This window comes from Pseudoalteromonas sp. KS88 (assembly GCF_004766475.1).
Lineage (GTDB): Bacteria > Pseudomonadota > Gammaproteobacteria > Enterobacterales > Alteromonadaceae > Pseudoalteromonas.
Genome location: NZ_PYHV01000019.1, coordinates 81,514 through 97,034, shown reverse-complemented (window position 1 = coordinate 97,034; position 15,521 = coordinate 81,514). Strand labels below are relative to the sequence as shown.

18 protein-coding genes are annotated in these 15,521 nt (G+C 39.9%); 10 read left to right on the top strand and 8 right to left on the bottom strand.

The window, feature by feature from the left end; all coding sequences use genetic code 11:
• Window positions 1-2: 2 nt before the first annotated feature.
• A complete protein-coding gene (locus C7Y70_RS12650; protein WP_135475176.1) occupies window positions 3-542 on the bottom strand; it encodes a hypothetical protein in 540 nt (179 codons plus the stop codon).
• A 381-nt stretch (window positions 543-923) separates the two neighbouring features.
• On the opposite strand from C7Y70_RS12650, the gene C7Y70_RS20515 reads away from it, so the two are divergent.
• Both C7Y70_RS20515 and C7Y70_RS12645 read left to right on the top strand, forming a co-directional pair.
• Window positions 924-1,091 (top strand): hypothetical protein, encoded by a 168-nt coding sequence (locus tag C7Y70_RS20515; RefSeq protein ID WP_167850818.1) that lies wholly within the window; start codon window positions 924-926, stop codon window positions 1,089-1,091.
• Between the two features lie 118 nt (window positions 1,092-1,209).
• Window positions 1,210-2,061 carry a hypothetical protein gene (locus tag C7Y70_RS12645; protein WP_167850817.1) on the top strand — a complete coding sequence of 284 codons (852 nt, stop codon included), beginning with the start codon at window positions 1,210-1,212 and terminating at the stop codon, window positions 2,059-2,061.
• 36 nt (window positions 2,062-2,097) lie between these two features.
• Here C7Y70_RS12645 and C7Y70_RS12640 read toward each other — a convergent pair whose 3' ends face one another.
• The 5 genes from C7Y70_RS12640 to C7Y70_RS12620 form a co-directional block, all read right to left on the bottom strand.
• Window positions 2,098-2,676 (bottom strand): YceI family protein, encoded by a 579-nt coding sequence (locus C7Y70_RS12640; protein ID WP_099295666.1) that lies wholly within the window; start codon window positions 2,674-2,676, stop codon window positions 2,098-2,100.
• A gap of 1 nt (window position 2,677) precedes the next feature.
• A complete protein-coding gene (locus C7Y70_RS12635) occupies window positions 2,678-3,232 on the bottom strand; it encodes a cytochrome b (RefSeq protein ID WP_135475175.1) in 555 nt (184 codons plus the stop codon).
• A gap of 382 nt (window positions 3,233-3,614) precedes the next feature.
• On the bottom strand, window positions 3,615-4,448 hold the full coding sequence (locus C7Y70_RS12630) for a ScpA family protein (RefSeq protein WP_135475174.1): 834 nt from the start codon (window positions 4,446-4,448) through the stop codon (window positions 3,615-3,617).
• A gap of 11 nt (window positions 4,449-4,459) precedes the next feature.
• Window positions 4,460-5,080 carry an L-threonylcarbamoyladenylate synthase gene (locus C7Y70_RS12625; protein WP_087531825.1) on the bottom strand — a complete coding sequence of 207 codons (621 nt, stop codon included), beginning with the start codon at window positions 5,078-5,080 and terminating at the stop codon, window positions 4,460-4,462.
• Window positions 5,073-5,930 carry a PHP domain-containing protein gene (locus C7Y70_RS12620; RefSeq protein WP_135475173.1) on the bottom strand — a complete coding sequence of 286 codons (858 nt, stop codon included), beginning with the start codon at window positions 5,928-5,930 and terminating at the stop codon, window positions 5,073-5,075. The genes C7Y70_RS12625 and C7Y70_RS12620 overlap by 8 nt, the downstream gene beginning before the upstream one ends.
• 422 nt (window positions 5,931-6,352) lie before the next feature.
• Between C7Y70_RS12620 and C7Y70_RS12615 the strand changes: the two genes are divergently transcribed.
• Genes C7Y70_RS12615 through trpA form a run of 6 tightly spaced genes read left to right on the top strand, consistent with a single transcriptional unit; the run spans window position 6,353 to window position 12,990 of the window.
• A complete protein-coding gene (locus tag C7Y70_RS12615) occupies window positions 6,353-7,918 on the top strand; it encodes an anthranilate synthase component 1 (RefSeq protein WP_135475172.1) in 1,566 nt (521 codons plus the stop codon).
• Window positions 7,919-7,923: 5 nt separating this feature from the next.
• Window positions 7,924-8,541: an aminodeoxychorismate/anthranilate synthase component II gene (locus C7Y70_RS12610; RefSeq protein WP_135475171.1), complete on the top strand. Its 618-nt coding sequence runs from the start codon at window positions 7,924-7,926 to the stop codon at window positions 8,539-8,541.
• Between the two features lie 8 nt (window positions 8,542-8,549).
• Window positions 8,550-9,617 (top strand): anthranilate phosphoribosyltransferase, encoded by a 1,068-nt coding sequence (gene trpD / locus C7Y70_RS12605; protein ID WP_135475170.1) that lies wholly within the window; start codon window positions 8,550-8,552, stop codon window positions 9,615-9,617.
• Window positions 9,610-10,974: a bifunctional indole-3-glycerol-phosphate synthase TrpC/phosphoribosylanthranilate isomerase TrpF gene (gene trpCF / locus C7Y70_RS12600; protein ID WP_135475169.1), complete on the top strand. Its 1,365-nt coding sequence runs from the start codon at window positions 9,610-9,612 to the stop codon at window positions 10,972-10,974. Before trpD ends, trpCF begins: the two co-directional genes overlap by 8 nt.
• A 7-nt stretch (window positions 10,975-10,981) precedes the next feature.
• A complete protein-coding gene (gene trpB / locus C7Y70_RS12595; RefSeq protein WP_099295785.1) occupies window positions 10,982-12,166 on the top strand; it encodes a tryptophan synthase subunit beta in 1,185 nt (394 codons plus the stop codon).
• Complete coding sequence (gene trpA / locus C7Y70_RS12590; RefSeq protein WP_099295674.1) at window positions 12,163-12,990, top strand: tryptophan synthase subunit alpha; 828 nt, start codon at window positions 12,163-12,165, stop codon at window positions 12,988-12,990. Before trpB ends, trpA begins: the two co-directional genes overlap by 4 nt.
• Window positions 12,991-13,031: 41 nt before the next feature.
• Here trpA and C7Y70_RS12585 read toward each other — a convergent pair whose 3' ends face one another.
• On the bottom strand, window positions 13,032-13,610 hold the full coding sequence (locus C7Y70_RS12585; protein ID WP_099295675.1) for a type 1 glutamine amidotransferase domain-containing protein: 579 nt from the start codon (window positions 13,608-13,610) through the stop codon (window positions 13,032-13,034).
• Window positions 13,611-13,748: 138 nt separating this feature from the next.
• A complete protein-coding gene (locus C7Y70_RS12580; RefSeq protein WP_099295676.1) occupies window positions 13,749-14,018 on the bottom strand; it encodes an HU family DNA-binding protein in 270 nt (89 codons plus the stop codon).
• 153 nt (window positions 14,019-14,171) lie between these two features.
• Here C7Y70_RS12580 and C7Y70_RS12575 point away from each other — a divergent pair, with 153 nt between their 5' ends.
• Complete coding sequence (locus tag C7Y70_RS12575; protein ID WP_135475168.1) at window positions 14,172-14,768, top strand: inner membrane-spanning protein YciB; 597 nt, start codon at window positions 14,172-14,174, stop codon at window positions 14,766-14,768.
• Window positions 14,769-14,829: 61 nt separating this feature from the next.
• The gene (locus C7Y70_RS12570) at window positions 14,830-15,468 is read left to right on the top strand and encodes a CPBP family intramembrane glutamic endopeptidase (protein ID WP_099295786.1); all 639 of its coding nucleotides are present in this window, start codon (window positions 14,830-14,832) and stop codon (window positions 15,466-15,468) included.
• The last annotated feature ends 53 nt before the right edge of the window (window positions 15,469-15,521 follow it).

The following is a 15,521-nucleotide window of genomic DNA, read 5'->3' as shown; positions in this document are numbered from 1 at the left end:
TTTTAAGATAATAAATATCGGCAAAGTTGTTGATAACCAGCACTATTAAACCCTTTAGACAGTGGATTCATAAACCCATGTTTATAATCAGTCACTGTGCATATTATTTGTTTTTGCGCACTCAAGTTATTTATCACGTGCTGAATATCAAAATGTTGCTCATTCGCAAATATAAATTCACATGGAATAGGAGAAATAATATCAAGATGATGACGAACTTGACTTGGGTAGAATGCAATAAGCTTTTTAATATGGGGGTTATTTACGTGCGCTATACTTCGCCAAGCCGCTGCACCACCAGCACTAAAAGCAATTACCGTCGTTGCATCTGCAACATTCGCAAAAATGGAATTAAGCTTATTAAGATACCCGTCATGATTACATTTGCTCATGAAATGCGTGTATTGTTGGCTATCATCAGTGACTGTTTGTAGTTCACCATTGTAAGGGTCAATAATGAGATGGTCAGTATTGAACTGCTTAGCAAAATGAGAGAGGTGTGCTGTTTTCCCAAAAATATCACTGACAAAAATGTATTTCATTTCTTAAAACTACTGCTTATTAATTGTACTTACCCAAGAAAGATACAATGAAAACCACTCAAACTCCAGATAAATTTAAATTAAGCTTGTAAAGCTAGAAATTAAAATGTAATATTATTCCTTGGCTATAAAAAAGCCCTAGCGGTTAACCCCTTTACCCTGATCCAGTAAGCCCGCAAATACGTATATTATAAAGCTAAGTTATCGTACGGCGAGAACCCTAATTCAGAATACGTCATATTTTTAGATATGTTCGCATAAATGTCATAAAGATCGTCAACACTGTAATGAAGCTAAACACAACATGGTCGTCTAATTGTGCTTTTGAGCTAATAAAAGATTTAGCAGCACAAAGATAACAAGAAAAAAGTGAGTTTTATTATGTCTTATAGTTATAACGGATCTATGATCCAAATTGCCCATCCGGTGCAATCAATTTCAGTGAATAAACAACGTGTTATTTTTTCAGACACACAAGGTCTTAAAAATGCCTTATTCACCAAAGCAAGCGATGCACGTCAATTTGTTAAGTGGTTAAAAGCTAACTAATCAATATTGATTTGTATTCCAACACGATATTCGCCAGCATCTGCTGGCGTTTTACTTTATCAAGCTAAAATTATCCTGCTACACTAATTAAATGAGCCTGTAAATTAGTAGTACTTATATGTTTCGTAGCATTTTACTTTCCATGTTTCTTTTCGCGCTGCCAGTGTCGGCCACAAGTAATACTATCAATTGGGTTGTCGTTGACTTTGCCCCATATTACATTTTATCTGATCAATTCATCGGCACAGGCAGAGATGAAAGTATCATTTCATTATTAGAGCAAGAATTACCCAGCTATACTTTTAATCGTGTTATCTTCCCCTCCAGCCGAGCACTGCTCGAAGTGTCAAACCCTAATAAAACCTATTGTATGCTTTCACTTTATCAAAGTGATCACCGCCGCCAACATATTACCTTCAGTGAAGAAAGCTCTACACTCGGTTTATCACCGTCTGTTGCAATACATAAAAACTTAATCGATAAGTTGGAATTGGATCAACAAATACCCCAGTCGTTCAATTCTTTGTTAAACAATAAAAAGCTCACTTTGGGTATTTCAATGAGTCGCTCATATGGTCTTGAAATCGATAAAGTAATTAATAATAGTGCCGATGCATCTATCATAATCCGCCCTGGTAGAGATACACTTTCAAGCCTCACTTATATGTTGAACAAGCAGAGAATAGATATATTGTTAGGCTACCCGAGTGAACACTTTTATATGGCTAAAAAGATGGGCTTCGACACAGAGTTAACTCAATTACAACTGCAAGAGGCATCAGATTTTAGCTTGGGTTATATTGGATGCACCAATACTGACCAAGGTAAGGAACATATAGCATTACTTAATAAGGCCCTTATGAAGGTAAAACAAACTAACGCATATAATGATATTTTACTTCGATGGCTACCTGAGCATTTAAAACCTATTTTAGCCCACCACTTACACAAAAGCGCCTCAAGAAAATGAGGCGCTTGTTCTAATATATACGACTAAAAGATAAAATTACTTCTTAATGCCTTCAATATATAAACCGATATCCACGTGTGTAGATGCTGGACCTAAATTATAATCAATTCCATAGTCTGCTAACTTGAGGCTTGTTTCGCCTTCAAACCCAACGCGATAACCACCCCAAGGGTCCGTCCCTTCACCGATTTTATCAATTTCAAATGTAATCGTTTTCGTAACGCCGTGCAGTGTAAATTCACCGGTAACATTCGCTTCATCGCCATCATCATCAAACTTTATTGATGTGCTTTTAAAGCTCGCATTTGGAAATTTATCAACATTTAAAAAATCTTTGCCGCGTAAATGCTTGTCGCGCTCAGCATGATTCGAATCGATGCTTTTTGTATCAATATTAACCATGATCGATGATGTATTTGGGTTTTTAGCGTCATAGCTAAATTCACCATCAAATGTATTAAAACGGCCATGTAACCAACTATATCCTAAATGCTTAATTTTAAAATTAACGAACGCATGAGCACCTTTTGTGTCAATAACGTAATCTGCTGCTTGTGCAGCTGTGGCACCAAAAAGTGTTGCAGCAACAGCTGCAGTAACAAGTAATTTTTTCATTTTAATCATCCTTTTGTGGTTTGATCATTCTAATTAAGGTTTTATCTTTATCGATAAAGTGATGTTTTAATGCCCCAAGTGCATGCAAAATTACAAGGCCTATTAAACTACATGCTGCCCAATAATGAATTTTACCTGCAATATCCGCTTGATTTTCCACTGATAACTCAATGGCGGGAATACTAAATAACGTAAACACGTCAATTGAGCGACCATCTGCAGTTGAAATCAAATACCCTGAAATCACGATGCAAACCAGTAATATATAGATCACTAAGTGTGCGCTGTGCGCTATTTTATTAACAAGAGCGCTTGAGCCTGCAACTGGATCTGGCTGTGTACCCAATGCCCGCCATGCAAACCTAAATATAAGTAAAGATGCCAATGTAATACCCACACTTTTGTGTAAATCCATTGACCCTTTATACCAGCTATCGTAGTAGGTTAATTCAACCATATATAGCCCTAAACCAAATAACCCTATGACCATCAATGCCATGAACCAATGAAGGAAAATTGCGACTAAGCCATAACGTGACTGAGTATTTTTAAACATATTGAACGGCTCCTTGATTTAGTAAAACTAAGATAGCCCGTTCCGAATCAAAAGAAAATAGCGAACTACAAACAAGTTATGTGCGTATATGCACAGCTAAAGTTGTGAGTTTTATTTTGTGTGGGGAGTCTCAGTTGGCCTATCTTGTTTAAAAGGTGTGAGTCTACACTTGTGCATTATAATATTTATGCGGCACGCTGGTTGTGTTGTAGTGTCGCTTTTAGGCTGAGGAACTACTTGTTCGATTTAACAGAGTGAGTGCTATTTATGCGATGGATTTTAAAAAATTAGAAAAGCTTTTTATGCCCTAAGCTATGCCTGCGTTGCTCAATGTTAATTAAGTCGTTATTACACCCAAACTTTGCTTTATAAGCGACCATCACTAATTATTATCCACCAAGCCTATATATATTTGTGTGGCGGGCTCAACTTGTAAGCATGTGATCAGCCCTTCCTTTATTAGTTCGAGCATGGCAATAAAGCTGACCACAACACCACTTCGCCCCTCTTCTACTGTAAACAAGGCAGTGAAAGGTAATTGCGTACCCGCTTTGGAGAGCTTAGCTAAAATTAAGCTCATTCGCTCTCGGGTTGAGAGTGCTTCAGCGGTAATTTGATGATGTTCAAAGGTTTTAGCTCTGGCCATCACATCACTGAGCGCTAAAAGTAGGTCTTTTAATTCTACATCCGGTAATAATTGACTTGGCTCTTCTTGCTCGGCCATTAAAGCACGGGCGGTAAATATTTCTCGTCCAACCCGTGGGATTTCATCTAAGTTTTCAGCGGCTTTTTTAAATTGTTCGTATTCTTGCAAACGACGTATCAGCTCAGCGCGAGGATCTTCTTCTTCTTCCAGCTCTTCGTGTTTTGGTAATAGTAACCGCGACTTTATCTGCGCTAAAAGCGCCGCCATTACTAAATATTCTCCCGCCAGTTCAAGCTGAAATTCGCTCATCATTTCTACGTACCGAACATATTGCTCAGTGATGCTAAAAATGGATAATTCTAGAATATCTAGTTTGTGTTTTTTTATCAGATAAAGCAGTAAATCCAGTGGACCTTCAAACGTCTCTAAAATTACTTCAAGCGCATCAGGGGGAATGTATAAATCTTCTGGGGTATCAATAACCGCTTTGCCATGCAAAAAAGCCAGTGGCAACTTTTGCTGTACTGGCTGCTGAGGCTCAACAGTAGTTGAATTATTTACATCTGTCACAGTAATGTGTGCTATTCAAACGGTGCTGTGTCACCACACCCAACTCGTAGCACTTCAACATCATCTTCTGATAAATCAATCACTGTTGTCGCCTGCTCTGCTAAATAGCCACCATGAATAATTAAATCAACCAATGGGCCAATGCGATCACGAATTTCATCAGGATCAGATTCTGTAAATTGTTCGTCAGGTAAAATCAGTGAGCACGACATCAAAGGCTCACCTAATTCAGCCAGTAATGCACAGGTAATTGGATGTTCGATTACACGGATCCCGATGGTTTTTTTCTTATCGTTTAATAACCGTTTAGGCACTTCTTTTGTACCTTTAAAAATAAACGTGTATGGCCCTGGCGTGTTGTTTTTTATTAGCCTGAATAATTGGTTATCAACTCTGGCATACGTTGATAATTCAGATAAGTCACGACAAACCAAAGTAAAGTTATGGTGTTTTTCAATACCACGAATACGTTCAATACGCTCTTTAGCTTGTTTGTTTCCTAAATTACAGCCGATTGCGTAACCAGAATCTGTTGGATAGACAACAACGCCACCTTTTTTAATAATATCAACCGCTTGTTTTATCAATCGTGGCTGTGGGTTATCTGGATGAATATGAAAAAAATCACTCATGTGTGTCTCCTTGTTTGCCTTCCCAAAGTTGCCAAACACCTTGACAATCTTTCGGCAAATATAAGTTTTTCCCTAATTCTAACCAACTGGTAGGAAAATGAAAATCTGAACCCTGTGAGCATAATAAACCATATTCACGGCTTAACTCACCCAAAAACTGTCTCTCGCTTGGCGCCTGTTGTGGTTGCGCAACTTCCATTGCATCGCCACCTGCTTCTTTAAATTGTAGTAATAATTTACGCAGCCATTTATTAGACATTTGATAACGCCCAGGATGCGCGATAACCGCTACACCACCAGCAGCATGAATTGCACTAATTGCAGTTTGCATATCGCACCATGTACTTGGTACGTAACCCGTTTTTGCGCGGCCTAAATACTTTTTAAATACACCCGGAATTGTTTTAGCAACACCGCGCTCTATTAATGCTCTGGCATAATGGGCACGGGTAATTTGTGCATCTTGTGCAAGCTCTTTTGCCTGCTCGTAAATACCATCGAAGCCGTTTTTTTCAAGACGCCTGCCAATCTCTTTTGCACGTTCTGCTCGCTTGTTTTGCTGCAGCAAAAGTAACGAATTTAAAGCCTCATTTTTCACATCGACGTTCAACGCAACAATATGTATTTCAAAACTTTCCCACTTCGTTGAAATTTCAACACCCGTAATTAAACTCAAAGGTAATTTTTCGCTTTCAATAAACGTTTGTGCAGGTTCAATTGCAGCCACCGTGTCATGATCAGTAATGGCAAAAACATCAATGTTTTTATCTACTGCACGAAGGAGCAGTTGCTCAACACTCAATTGTCCGTCCGAATGTGTTGTATGACTATGTAAATCGTATTTTATCAAAAGAGAGGACTACTAAAGTTATAATTGCTTAATTGTTATGAAGTATAACAAATTTTTTTAATAAATTGTTTTAAATAAACACTTGACATAAATACTACAGGTACGCTTTACTGTAGCCACTAAAGACACACTTAATAAGAAACAAAAATGATCAATTCAATCCAAAACTCAATCTGGTGGTGGCACTCGTAAATTATCGGGTGACGAATTGTCGTGTCTAACACATTCTAAACCCGCTTATAGCGGGTTTTTTTATACATAAATTTTAGGGTAACAAACATGAATAACGATTTAACTCTTACACATCATTGGTGGTGGCGCCTGGCTTAGCGGGACAGTAATGGTTTATCTAAAATATAGATGTCGTTATTTAACCCCGCACAGCATAGCTTGCGGGGTTTATTTTTTTGAGGGAATGAGGTTTGATTTTTAGTCATATAACAACAGCACCGGGTGAGGTCACAAGTATCACCGAAGTCAGAGAATACATTCATAGTCCGCTAGCATTGTATGCACTGCTAGACAAAGATAATTCATTATTATTAGAGTCAGCTGAGATTGACTCTAAAGATAGTGTTAAAAGTTTAATCTTGGTTGATTGTGCGCTGAAAGTAACATGTACAGGTAAAATCGTGACTGTTACTGCGCAATCAAATAATGGGATGCAGCTATTACCTTATCTGAAAGACACATTACAAAATTGCGCAACAACTCTAAATGAACACACATTAACCATTGAATATGAAGGCACTGCTAAAGATATTGATGAGGGCAGTAAATTAGTCGCTGATAACGCATTTAGTGCATTGAGAAACTGCATTAACAATATCAAGAGCACCACAAAAAACCCGTTTTCGCTATTCTTAGGGGGCGTGTTTGCGTATGACATGGTCGCAAATTTTGAACAGCTCACTGCTGTACCCGACGGCGAGAATAGTTGCCCCGATTATGTTTTTTATTTGGCGGAAACGTTAGTTGTCATTGACCATCAAGCTAAAACAACCGAGCTTATAGGTAATGTTTTTAATGGCCCCGATGTGCATGCGAACTGCTTTGAGGTAGGTAAAAAACTGGAGCGTCTAAATAAAGTATGTGACCAAGCAAGTAATTTTACTGCCGAAAAAACAGCCGGTCACAGTGAACTGAGTGTAGACATCAGTGACGAGGAGTATTGTCAGCAAGTAATCAACTTAAAGAAACATATTGTTGATGGCGACATCTTTCAAGTCGTGCCTTCGCGTACCTTTTCATTACCTTGTGCTCAGCCACTTCATGCTTATAGCCAGCTAAAACAGCAAAACCCAAGCCCTTATATGTTTTATATGCGAGACAGTGAGTTTGCCTTATTTGGTGCTTCTCCTGAATCGGCACTGAAGTTTTGCCCTATCAGTCAGCAAGTAGAAGTTTACCCAATTGCAGGCACGCGACCTCGTGGTAAATTTGCAAATGGGCAAATTAACCCTGATCTCGACAGCCGAATCGAACTCGAACTACGGAACGACCAAAAAGAGCGAGCTGAGCATTTAATGTTGGTCGATTTGGCCCGTAATGACGTAGCACGTATAAGTGTTCCCGGTACGCGTCATGCTAAAGAGCTTTTGAAAGTTGATCGCTACTCACAAGTAATGCACTTGGTCTCTCGTGTTGTAGGCACATTAAAACCTGAACTTGATGCACTGCATGCCTATCAAGCCTGCATGAATATGGGCACATTAGTGGGGGCGCCTAAAGTCAGTGCAGCTGAACTCGTTCGCAAAACGGAAGGCAAGCGCAGAGGCAGTTATGGCGGTGCTGTCGGTTATTTAACTGGTGACGGTGCTATGGATAGCTGCATTGTCATTCGTTCAGCCTTTGTAAAAAATAGTATTGCGTACGTGCAAGCAGGCGCAGGTGTAGTTCACGATTCAGATCCGCAATCTGAGGCAAATGAAACACGCGCTAAGGCTCAAGCTGTTATTACAGCCATTCAATCGACCTACCAAGGATAATAAAAATGAGCGAACGTAACATAAGCCTTTCAAGCGTAAAAATTTACTTTGTAGATAACTTTGATTCATTTAGTTATAACTTAGTCGATGAACTTTCTATGTTAGGCAGCGATTTAGTGGTATATCGTAACAACATAGAGGCTACGCTCATTTTTAACAAAATGTGTAATGAAACCAAACCCGTTATTTTGGTTTTGTCGCCGGGCCCTGGGACGCCATCTGATGCGGGCTGTTTAATGGCCTTAATTGATCTGTGTAAAGGTAAATTTCCGATGTTAGGTATTTGTCTGGGGCAACAAGCGTTAACTCAGAGTTATGGTGGTGTCATTGGACATGCTGGTGAAACCGTTCATGGTAAATCTTCAGTTATTGAATTAGCGCAGCACCCAGTGTTTGATGGAATGGGTGAACGTATGCCCGTAGCACGTTATCACTCACTCATGGCTACCGTCGTACCTGACACATTAGACGTGATAGCAAATTTCGGTTCAATTCCGATGGCCATTTATCACAAGGAAGATAGTGCGCTTGGGTATCAATTTCACCCTGAGTCTATTTTAACGCCTAATGGCGCAGCACTACTGCAACAAAGTATGCAGTTTTTAGCTAACACAAAGCAGTAGAGGATTTTATGTCAGTAAAACAACAGCCAACAACACATAACACCCGTGCTCTTATTGATGAGTTACTCGCGCAAACATCATTAAGTTTTAGCCAAAGCAAACAGTTGTTCAATGCAATCATGCAAGGCGAAGTCAATGAGATTGAGTTATCTGCTTTACTAGTTGCATTAAAAATCAAAGGCGAAGTCAGCGACGAGATAGCCGGTGCTGCTGCATCAATGCGTGCCAATGCGGTGCAATTTAAAACACAATTAACTCAGCTTGCAGATAGCTGTGGTACCGGTGGAGATGGCTCAAATACCATTAATATCAGTACCACTGCCGCAATTGTCGCCGCAGCCTGTGGTATAAACATGGTGAAACATGGCAACCGCAGCGTATCGAGTAATTCAGGCTCTGCGGATTTACTCAAAGCACTTGGCATTAATATTGATATGAGGCCAGCACAAGCCGTTGCCTGCCTTGAGCAAACAGGCTTTACATTTTTATTTGCCCCGCATTATCACAGTGGTGTGCGCCATGCGATGGGCGTTCGTACTACATTAAAAACGCGAACTATTTTTAATATCTTAGGACCATTAGCAAACCCTGCTGCTCCGCAAGTGCAGTTACTGGGTGTTTATGATGAAAGTTTATGCCTGCCAATGGCAAAAACACTGAAAACATTAGGAACACAACGGGCGATGGTTGTTCATGGTGCTGGCACGGATGAAATTGCATTACATGGGACAACCACTGTTGTTGAGTTAAACCATGGAGAGCTCACGCAATACACGTTAACAGCAGAAGATTTTGGTCTTGCAAATTACTCACTTGAACAACTTACTGGTGAAGGCCCAGAATATAATGCAAAAGCTAGCCTTGCTATATTGTCGGGCACAGGCTCAGACGCACACAATGCAGCAATAATTGTGAATGTTGCGGCATTGCTATACATGACAGAGAAAGTAGAAAGCCTAAAAGCTGGCGCACAGTATGTCAGTGATGTTTTAAAATCAGGACAGGCCTTGAACACGTTAAACGCCATTGTTGAACATAGTAATAAAGCCGAAAATGCAGAGGTAACCAATGGCTAATGTATTAGATAAAATTGTTGCAGATAAAAAAATAGAGCTCGCTGAGCGTAAAGCCAAACGACCGCTCGACAGTTTTAAATCACAAGCTATACCAACTAATCGTGATTTTTATAGCGCATTAGCAGCGCCTGGAATTCAATTTATTTTAGAGTGCAAAAAAGCATCACCTTCGAAAGGGCTAATTCGTGAGCCTTTTGACTTAGCAGAAATAACAAGTGTATATAAGAAACACGCAACTTGTATAAGCGTGCTTACTGACGAAAAATATTTTCAAGGCAGCTTTGATTATTTAGAGTTTGTACGAAGCCAAGTTGAGCAGCCGCTAATATGCAAAGACTTCTTCATTGATGAATATCAGATCTACATGGCACGCATATATGGCGGTGATGCTATTTTATTGATGCTTTCAGTTCTTGACGACAACCAATATAAATCACTTGCTAAGGTTGCTCAAAGCCTAAAAATGGCGGTGTTAACTGAGGTTAGTAATGAAGAAGAAGTAGCACGGGCATTAGCGCTCGATGCACAAATTATCGGCATAAATAACCGTGATTTACGAGATTTAAGTACTGACTTAGCAACAACTGAACGACTGCGTAAACTTATTCCTGATGATAAAGTAGTCATTTCAGAGTCAGGCATCTACACCCATCAAGATGTAAAACGCTTAGCACCATTGTGTAGCGGCTTTTTAATTGGCAGTTCTTTAATGGCTGAGCATGATCTAGAGCGTGCGTGTCGTCGGGTTATTTTAGGCGAAAATAAAGTATGTGGTTTAACACGTAGTCAAGACGCCATAAATGCTTACAACAGCGGCGCCGTATATGGCGGGCTTATCTTTGCAACGAAATCGCCACGCTTCGTAGATTTAGATTGTGCATTGCAAATTACGCAAAGCGCCCCACTTGCTTACGTTGGGGTATTTGTAAATTCAACAATCAATGAAGTCGTTGAACATGCTAACACATTGAAATTAGCCGCAGTGCAATTACACGGCGATGAAAATGAAGCCTATATAGACGAGCTTCGTTCAAAATTACCGTCTAATTGCCAAATATGGAAAGCGCAAGCTATCAAAGATAACCTTCCAGCTCACGTTATTGGCGTTGACCGTCACTTATATGATACACACAGTGACAAACAAGTGGGTGGAACGGGTAAAACATTTGATTGGTCTGTTTTAAAAGAAGCAACGCAACCCTTTATGCTAGCCGGTGGGCTCAACGCAGACAATATTCAAAACGCGCTTTACCAAGGTGCTCATGGCTTAGATTTAAATTCTGGGGTTGAGTTAAGCGCAGGCAAGAAGTGCCAACAAAAATTAAATGATGCATTCAACAGCATCCGCAAATATTGAGGTAAATATGAATAATCCAGCTTATTTCGGCGAGTTTGGCGGCATGTTTGTGCCTGAACTCCTTGTTCCTGCACTTAAGCAGTTAGAAAATGAATTTAATAAATCACAAACTGATGCGGCATTCAAAGCTGAGTTTGAAAAGTTACTTAATGAGTATGCAGGCCGCCCTACACCATTAACATTGACCCGTAATTTAATTAAAAACCCAAAAGTAAAATTGTACTTAAAGCGCGAAGATTTATTACATGGCGGCGCACATAAAACCAATCAAGTACTGGGTCAAGCGTTATTAACAAAGCGAATGGGCAAAAAAGAGGTTATCGCAGAAACAGGCGCAGGCCAGCATGGTGTTGCAACTGCATTAGCCTGTGCATTACTTGGCTTAAAATGTCGCATTTACATGGGTGCAAAAGATGTAGAGCGCCAACAACCCAATGTATTTAGAATGAAGTTAATGGGTGCTGAAGTGATCCCTGTTACTGCAGGTTCTGGTACGTTAAAAGATGCCGTTAATGAAGCCCTGCGAGATTGGTCTGCGAATTATAAGGAAGCGCATTACTTATTAGGAACGGCTGCAGGTCCTCACCCCTTCCCTACAATTGTACGTGAATTTCAAAAAATGATTGGCGAAGAAGCTAAACAGCAAGTTTTAAAAGCTGAAGGTCGCTTACCAGATGCTGTGCTTGCCTGTGTGGGTGGCGGTTCAAATGCGATTGGCATGTTCACAGACTTTATCGGTGAACCTGATGTAAAACTGATTGGTGTAGAACCCGCAGGCAAAGGGTTGGATACCCATGAGCATGGTGCAACAATTTGTAAAGGAACCAAAGGTATTTTGCATGGTACTTATACGTACATAATGCAAAATGATGATGGTCAAATTGAAGAGTCATATTCTGTTTCAGCGGGCTTAGATTACCCAGCTGTAGGTCCTCAGCATGCCTTTTTACATGAAACAGGCCGTGCTCAATATGTTGGCATTACTGATGAAGAAGCGCTCGAAGCATTTCAATCATTAGCTAAAAATGAAGGGATTATTCCAGCCCTAGAATCAAGCCATGCAATTGCCTACGCGTTAAAGTACGCAGAACAACAAACAGAAGACACTGTCTTAGTTGTTAATTTAAGTGGCCGAGGTGATAAAGACTTATCACACGTTATGGATGTACTGTCTAAAGGAGATAATTCATGAGCCAAATTAATCAAAAAACAGACCGTTATGGGCAAACATTTGCGGCCTTAAAAGAACAAAATCAAGGCGCGTTTGTCCCTTTTGTCACTATTGGCGATCCTAACAAATCATTAAGCGTTGATATTATCAAAAGTTTAATTGATGGTGGGGCAGATGCCCTAGAGCTCGGCATTCCATTTTCAGACCCCATTGCAGATGGCCCAGTTATACAAGCGGCAAACATCCGCGCTTTGGATGTAAATATTAATACACAAGACTGTTTTGATATTATTAAACAAGTGCGTGAGTACAACCAAGATATTCCAATTGGATTATTATTATATTCTAACTTGGTATTTAAGCGTGGATTAGAAGCATTCTATGAAGATGCCAAAGCCGCAGGGGTTGATTCTATTTTAGTTGCAGATGTGCCTCTACATGAATCTAAAATGTTCCGCCAAGCCGCAGTGAATAATGGTATCGACCCAATTTTTATTGCCACGCCCAATGCATCTGATGACACTTTACGCCAGTGCGCATCTTACGGTAGAGGCTACACATACCTGCTTTCTCGTGCTGGTGTAACTGGCACAGAGACAAAAGCACAAATGCCTGCATCACCCATTGTAACCAAACTCAAAGAATACCACAGTGCGCCGGCACTGCTTGGGTTTGGCATTTCAACACCAGATGATGTTAAATCAGCACTAGCAGCTGGAGCTGCTGGCGCTATATCAGGCTCAGCGGTTGTAAAAATAATTGAAACAAATCTAGATGAGCCACAAGCAATGCTCAATGGTTTAAAAGAGTTTGTCGCTAGCATGAAAGCTGCCACCCAGCTTTAATACAGTTATTGGGGGCGCATAACAGCGCCCCTAATTAAGCTTTAGTGAGCTGCGTGCTTACCCTCTATAATTTCTTCAATAAATTTTTGGTTGAACGCTGCTAAGTCTGCAGGGGTCCGGCTTGTCACTAAACCTCTATCAACGCTCACTTCTTTATCAACCCAATTTGCACCTGCATTCATTAAATCGGTTTTAATACTCGCAAACGAGGTAACAGTGCGATCGCGCAGCTTGTTTATCTCTGCTAACAACCAAGGTGCGTGGCATATCGCAGCAACTGGCTTATTTGTTTTAGCGCCAAAAAAGCCATCAATAAATGCTTTTGCATCTTTATCTTGACGAAGGCTATCCGGGTTAAATAATCCGCCTGGTAGTAGTAACGCATCATAATCATCACTGCTTACATCGCTAGCAAGCTTATCAACGGAAATTTTGTCGCCCCAAACATCTTCATCCCAGCCAGTTATTTCACCTTCTTTAATTGATACAACTTCAACTGTTGCACCTGCATCCAATAATGCATCACGCGGCGAAAATAGCTCACTTTGCTCAAAACCATCTGCAGCTAGAATAGCAATTTTTTTACCATTTAATTGAGTACCCGTTTGTAATGTAGACATAATATCTCCTTATTTCAAAAACCTTTCCAAATAAAAAAGCAGACACCATGCCAAATTTAATGCATTGAAAATATTGAATATATTTAAAAGAAGGGAATAACACCCTGTAATTGCGTAACAGGGTGAGAAGAATCTACATTACAACGCGTCTTTTAACGCTTTAGCAGCCTTAAATATGGGTTTGTTAGCACCTTCAATTTCAATTGCTGCCCCTGTTTGCGGATTGCGCCCAGAGCGTGCAGGGTAATAACTTAACGCAAATGTACCAAACCCATTCACTTGTACTTGATCCCCTTCTGATAGTGATTTTGTGATAGCGGTTAGTAAACTTGCGAGCGCTGCTTTTGAATCTTTTTTGCTCAGCTTACTGTGCGTAGACATCGCTGTAATTAAGTCTGCTTTATTCATAAATGTTCCTAAAGCCCCGCGATTTAATAACGCGGTTCAAATGGTATAAAAATCAAAAGCAGGCAGGCTAAGGGTTGTCGGGGAGTAAGTCAACCTTGTATATCCTCACATATATTGGTAAAACATCCCTTTTTCCAGAAATCAAAGTATATTATGCGTGTAGTAAGCGAATACATTCCCCTTATATTATTTTTTATTGTTTTCAAATTAGTCGATATTTACTGGGCTACCGGCGTTTTAATGGCCGCAACATTCATTCAAATTATTCTTTGTTATTATGTATACCGTAAAATACCAACACGCCAATGGCTTGTGTTCACCCTTGCCATCGTACTTGGCACACTCACCTTACTCTTTCACGATGAACAATTTGTTAAGCTAAAAGCCACCGTGATCTATGCTGCTATATCGGTCGCCTTGGTATTTAGCCGATATATTTTAGGTAAAAACATCGTTAAGAAGTCGCTAGGCCCAGTATTACAAACAGCCTATGCCAGTAAACAACCATTGAGCATTCCTAATACTCGGTGGGATGTACTTAATCTATTTTGGGCGTTTGTCACAGCATGTATTGCAGTACTCAACCTCTATATTGCCTATTACTGCTCGTTGGATTTTTGGGTCAGTTTTAAAGTATTTGGCCTCATGGGAATGACATTTTTGAGTATTTTGGCCAGCATCATCATGGTGTATAAATACTTACCTGACGAAGATGACAAGCCAACACTAAATGATAAAAAGCACCAATGATGTAATAAAAATGTCGTTTTAGCTTGTTAGCCTTATTTGCAAACCCAGAACCGAGATGACCTTGAACGCCACTCAATACCGATGGTTTGAATTTACCCTAATCTTTATCGTATTACCTTTATTGGGGTTTACACTTAGAGCTTACTTAGCAAACTGGCTTATACCCGCACTGATTATTTTAATGAGTGTGTGCTGTATGTTATTACTCGGCGACCCTCAATTTAAACGCTTTAGGCTCACGAGCTTAGGTCAGTTCAGTGCAGTTAAACGGCGCTTATTTAGCTTTTTTTTTATCGGCGCATTATTTTCTGGGGTATTCTATTCGATAATGAATCAAGGTAATTGGTTTGTTATGCCCAGAACATCATTAAATGATTGGTTATTATTACTTGTCCTTTATCCTTTGTTATCTGTGTTACCGCAAGAATTGATTTTTCGAACCTACTTTTTTCACCGCTACAAACGAATCATGCCCCATAAAACAGTTCGTATTTTCACCAGTGCATTTGTATTTGCACTTGCGCATGTTGTTTATGCTAATTGGGTTGCAGTGCTGCTCGCTTTTTTAGGGGGGCTTTTATTTTCTTATACCTACGCACAGAGCCGCTCAACATTTGTTTGCGTGATAGAGCATAGCCTATGGGGGTTATGGATGTTTACTCTTGGGGTAGGTCAATATTTAGATGCAGGGGCATTATAAAACGCGCTTTAATGAAGTGTAGTGACTTCATTAAAGCGCGTTTTAAACCTTGT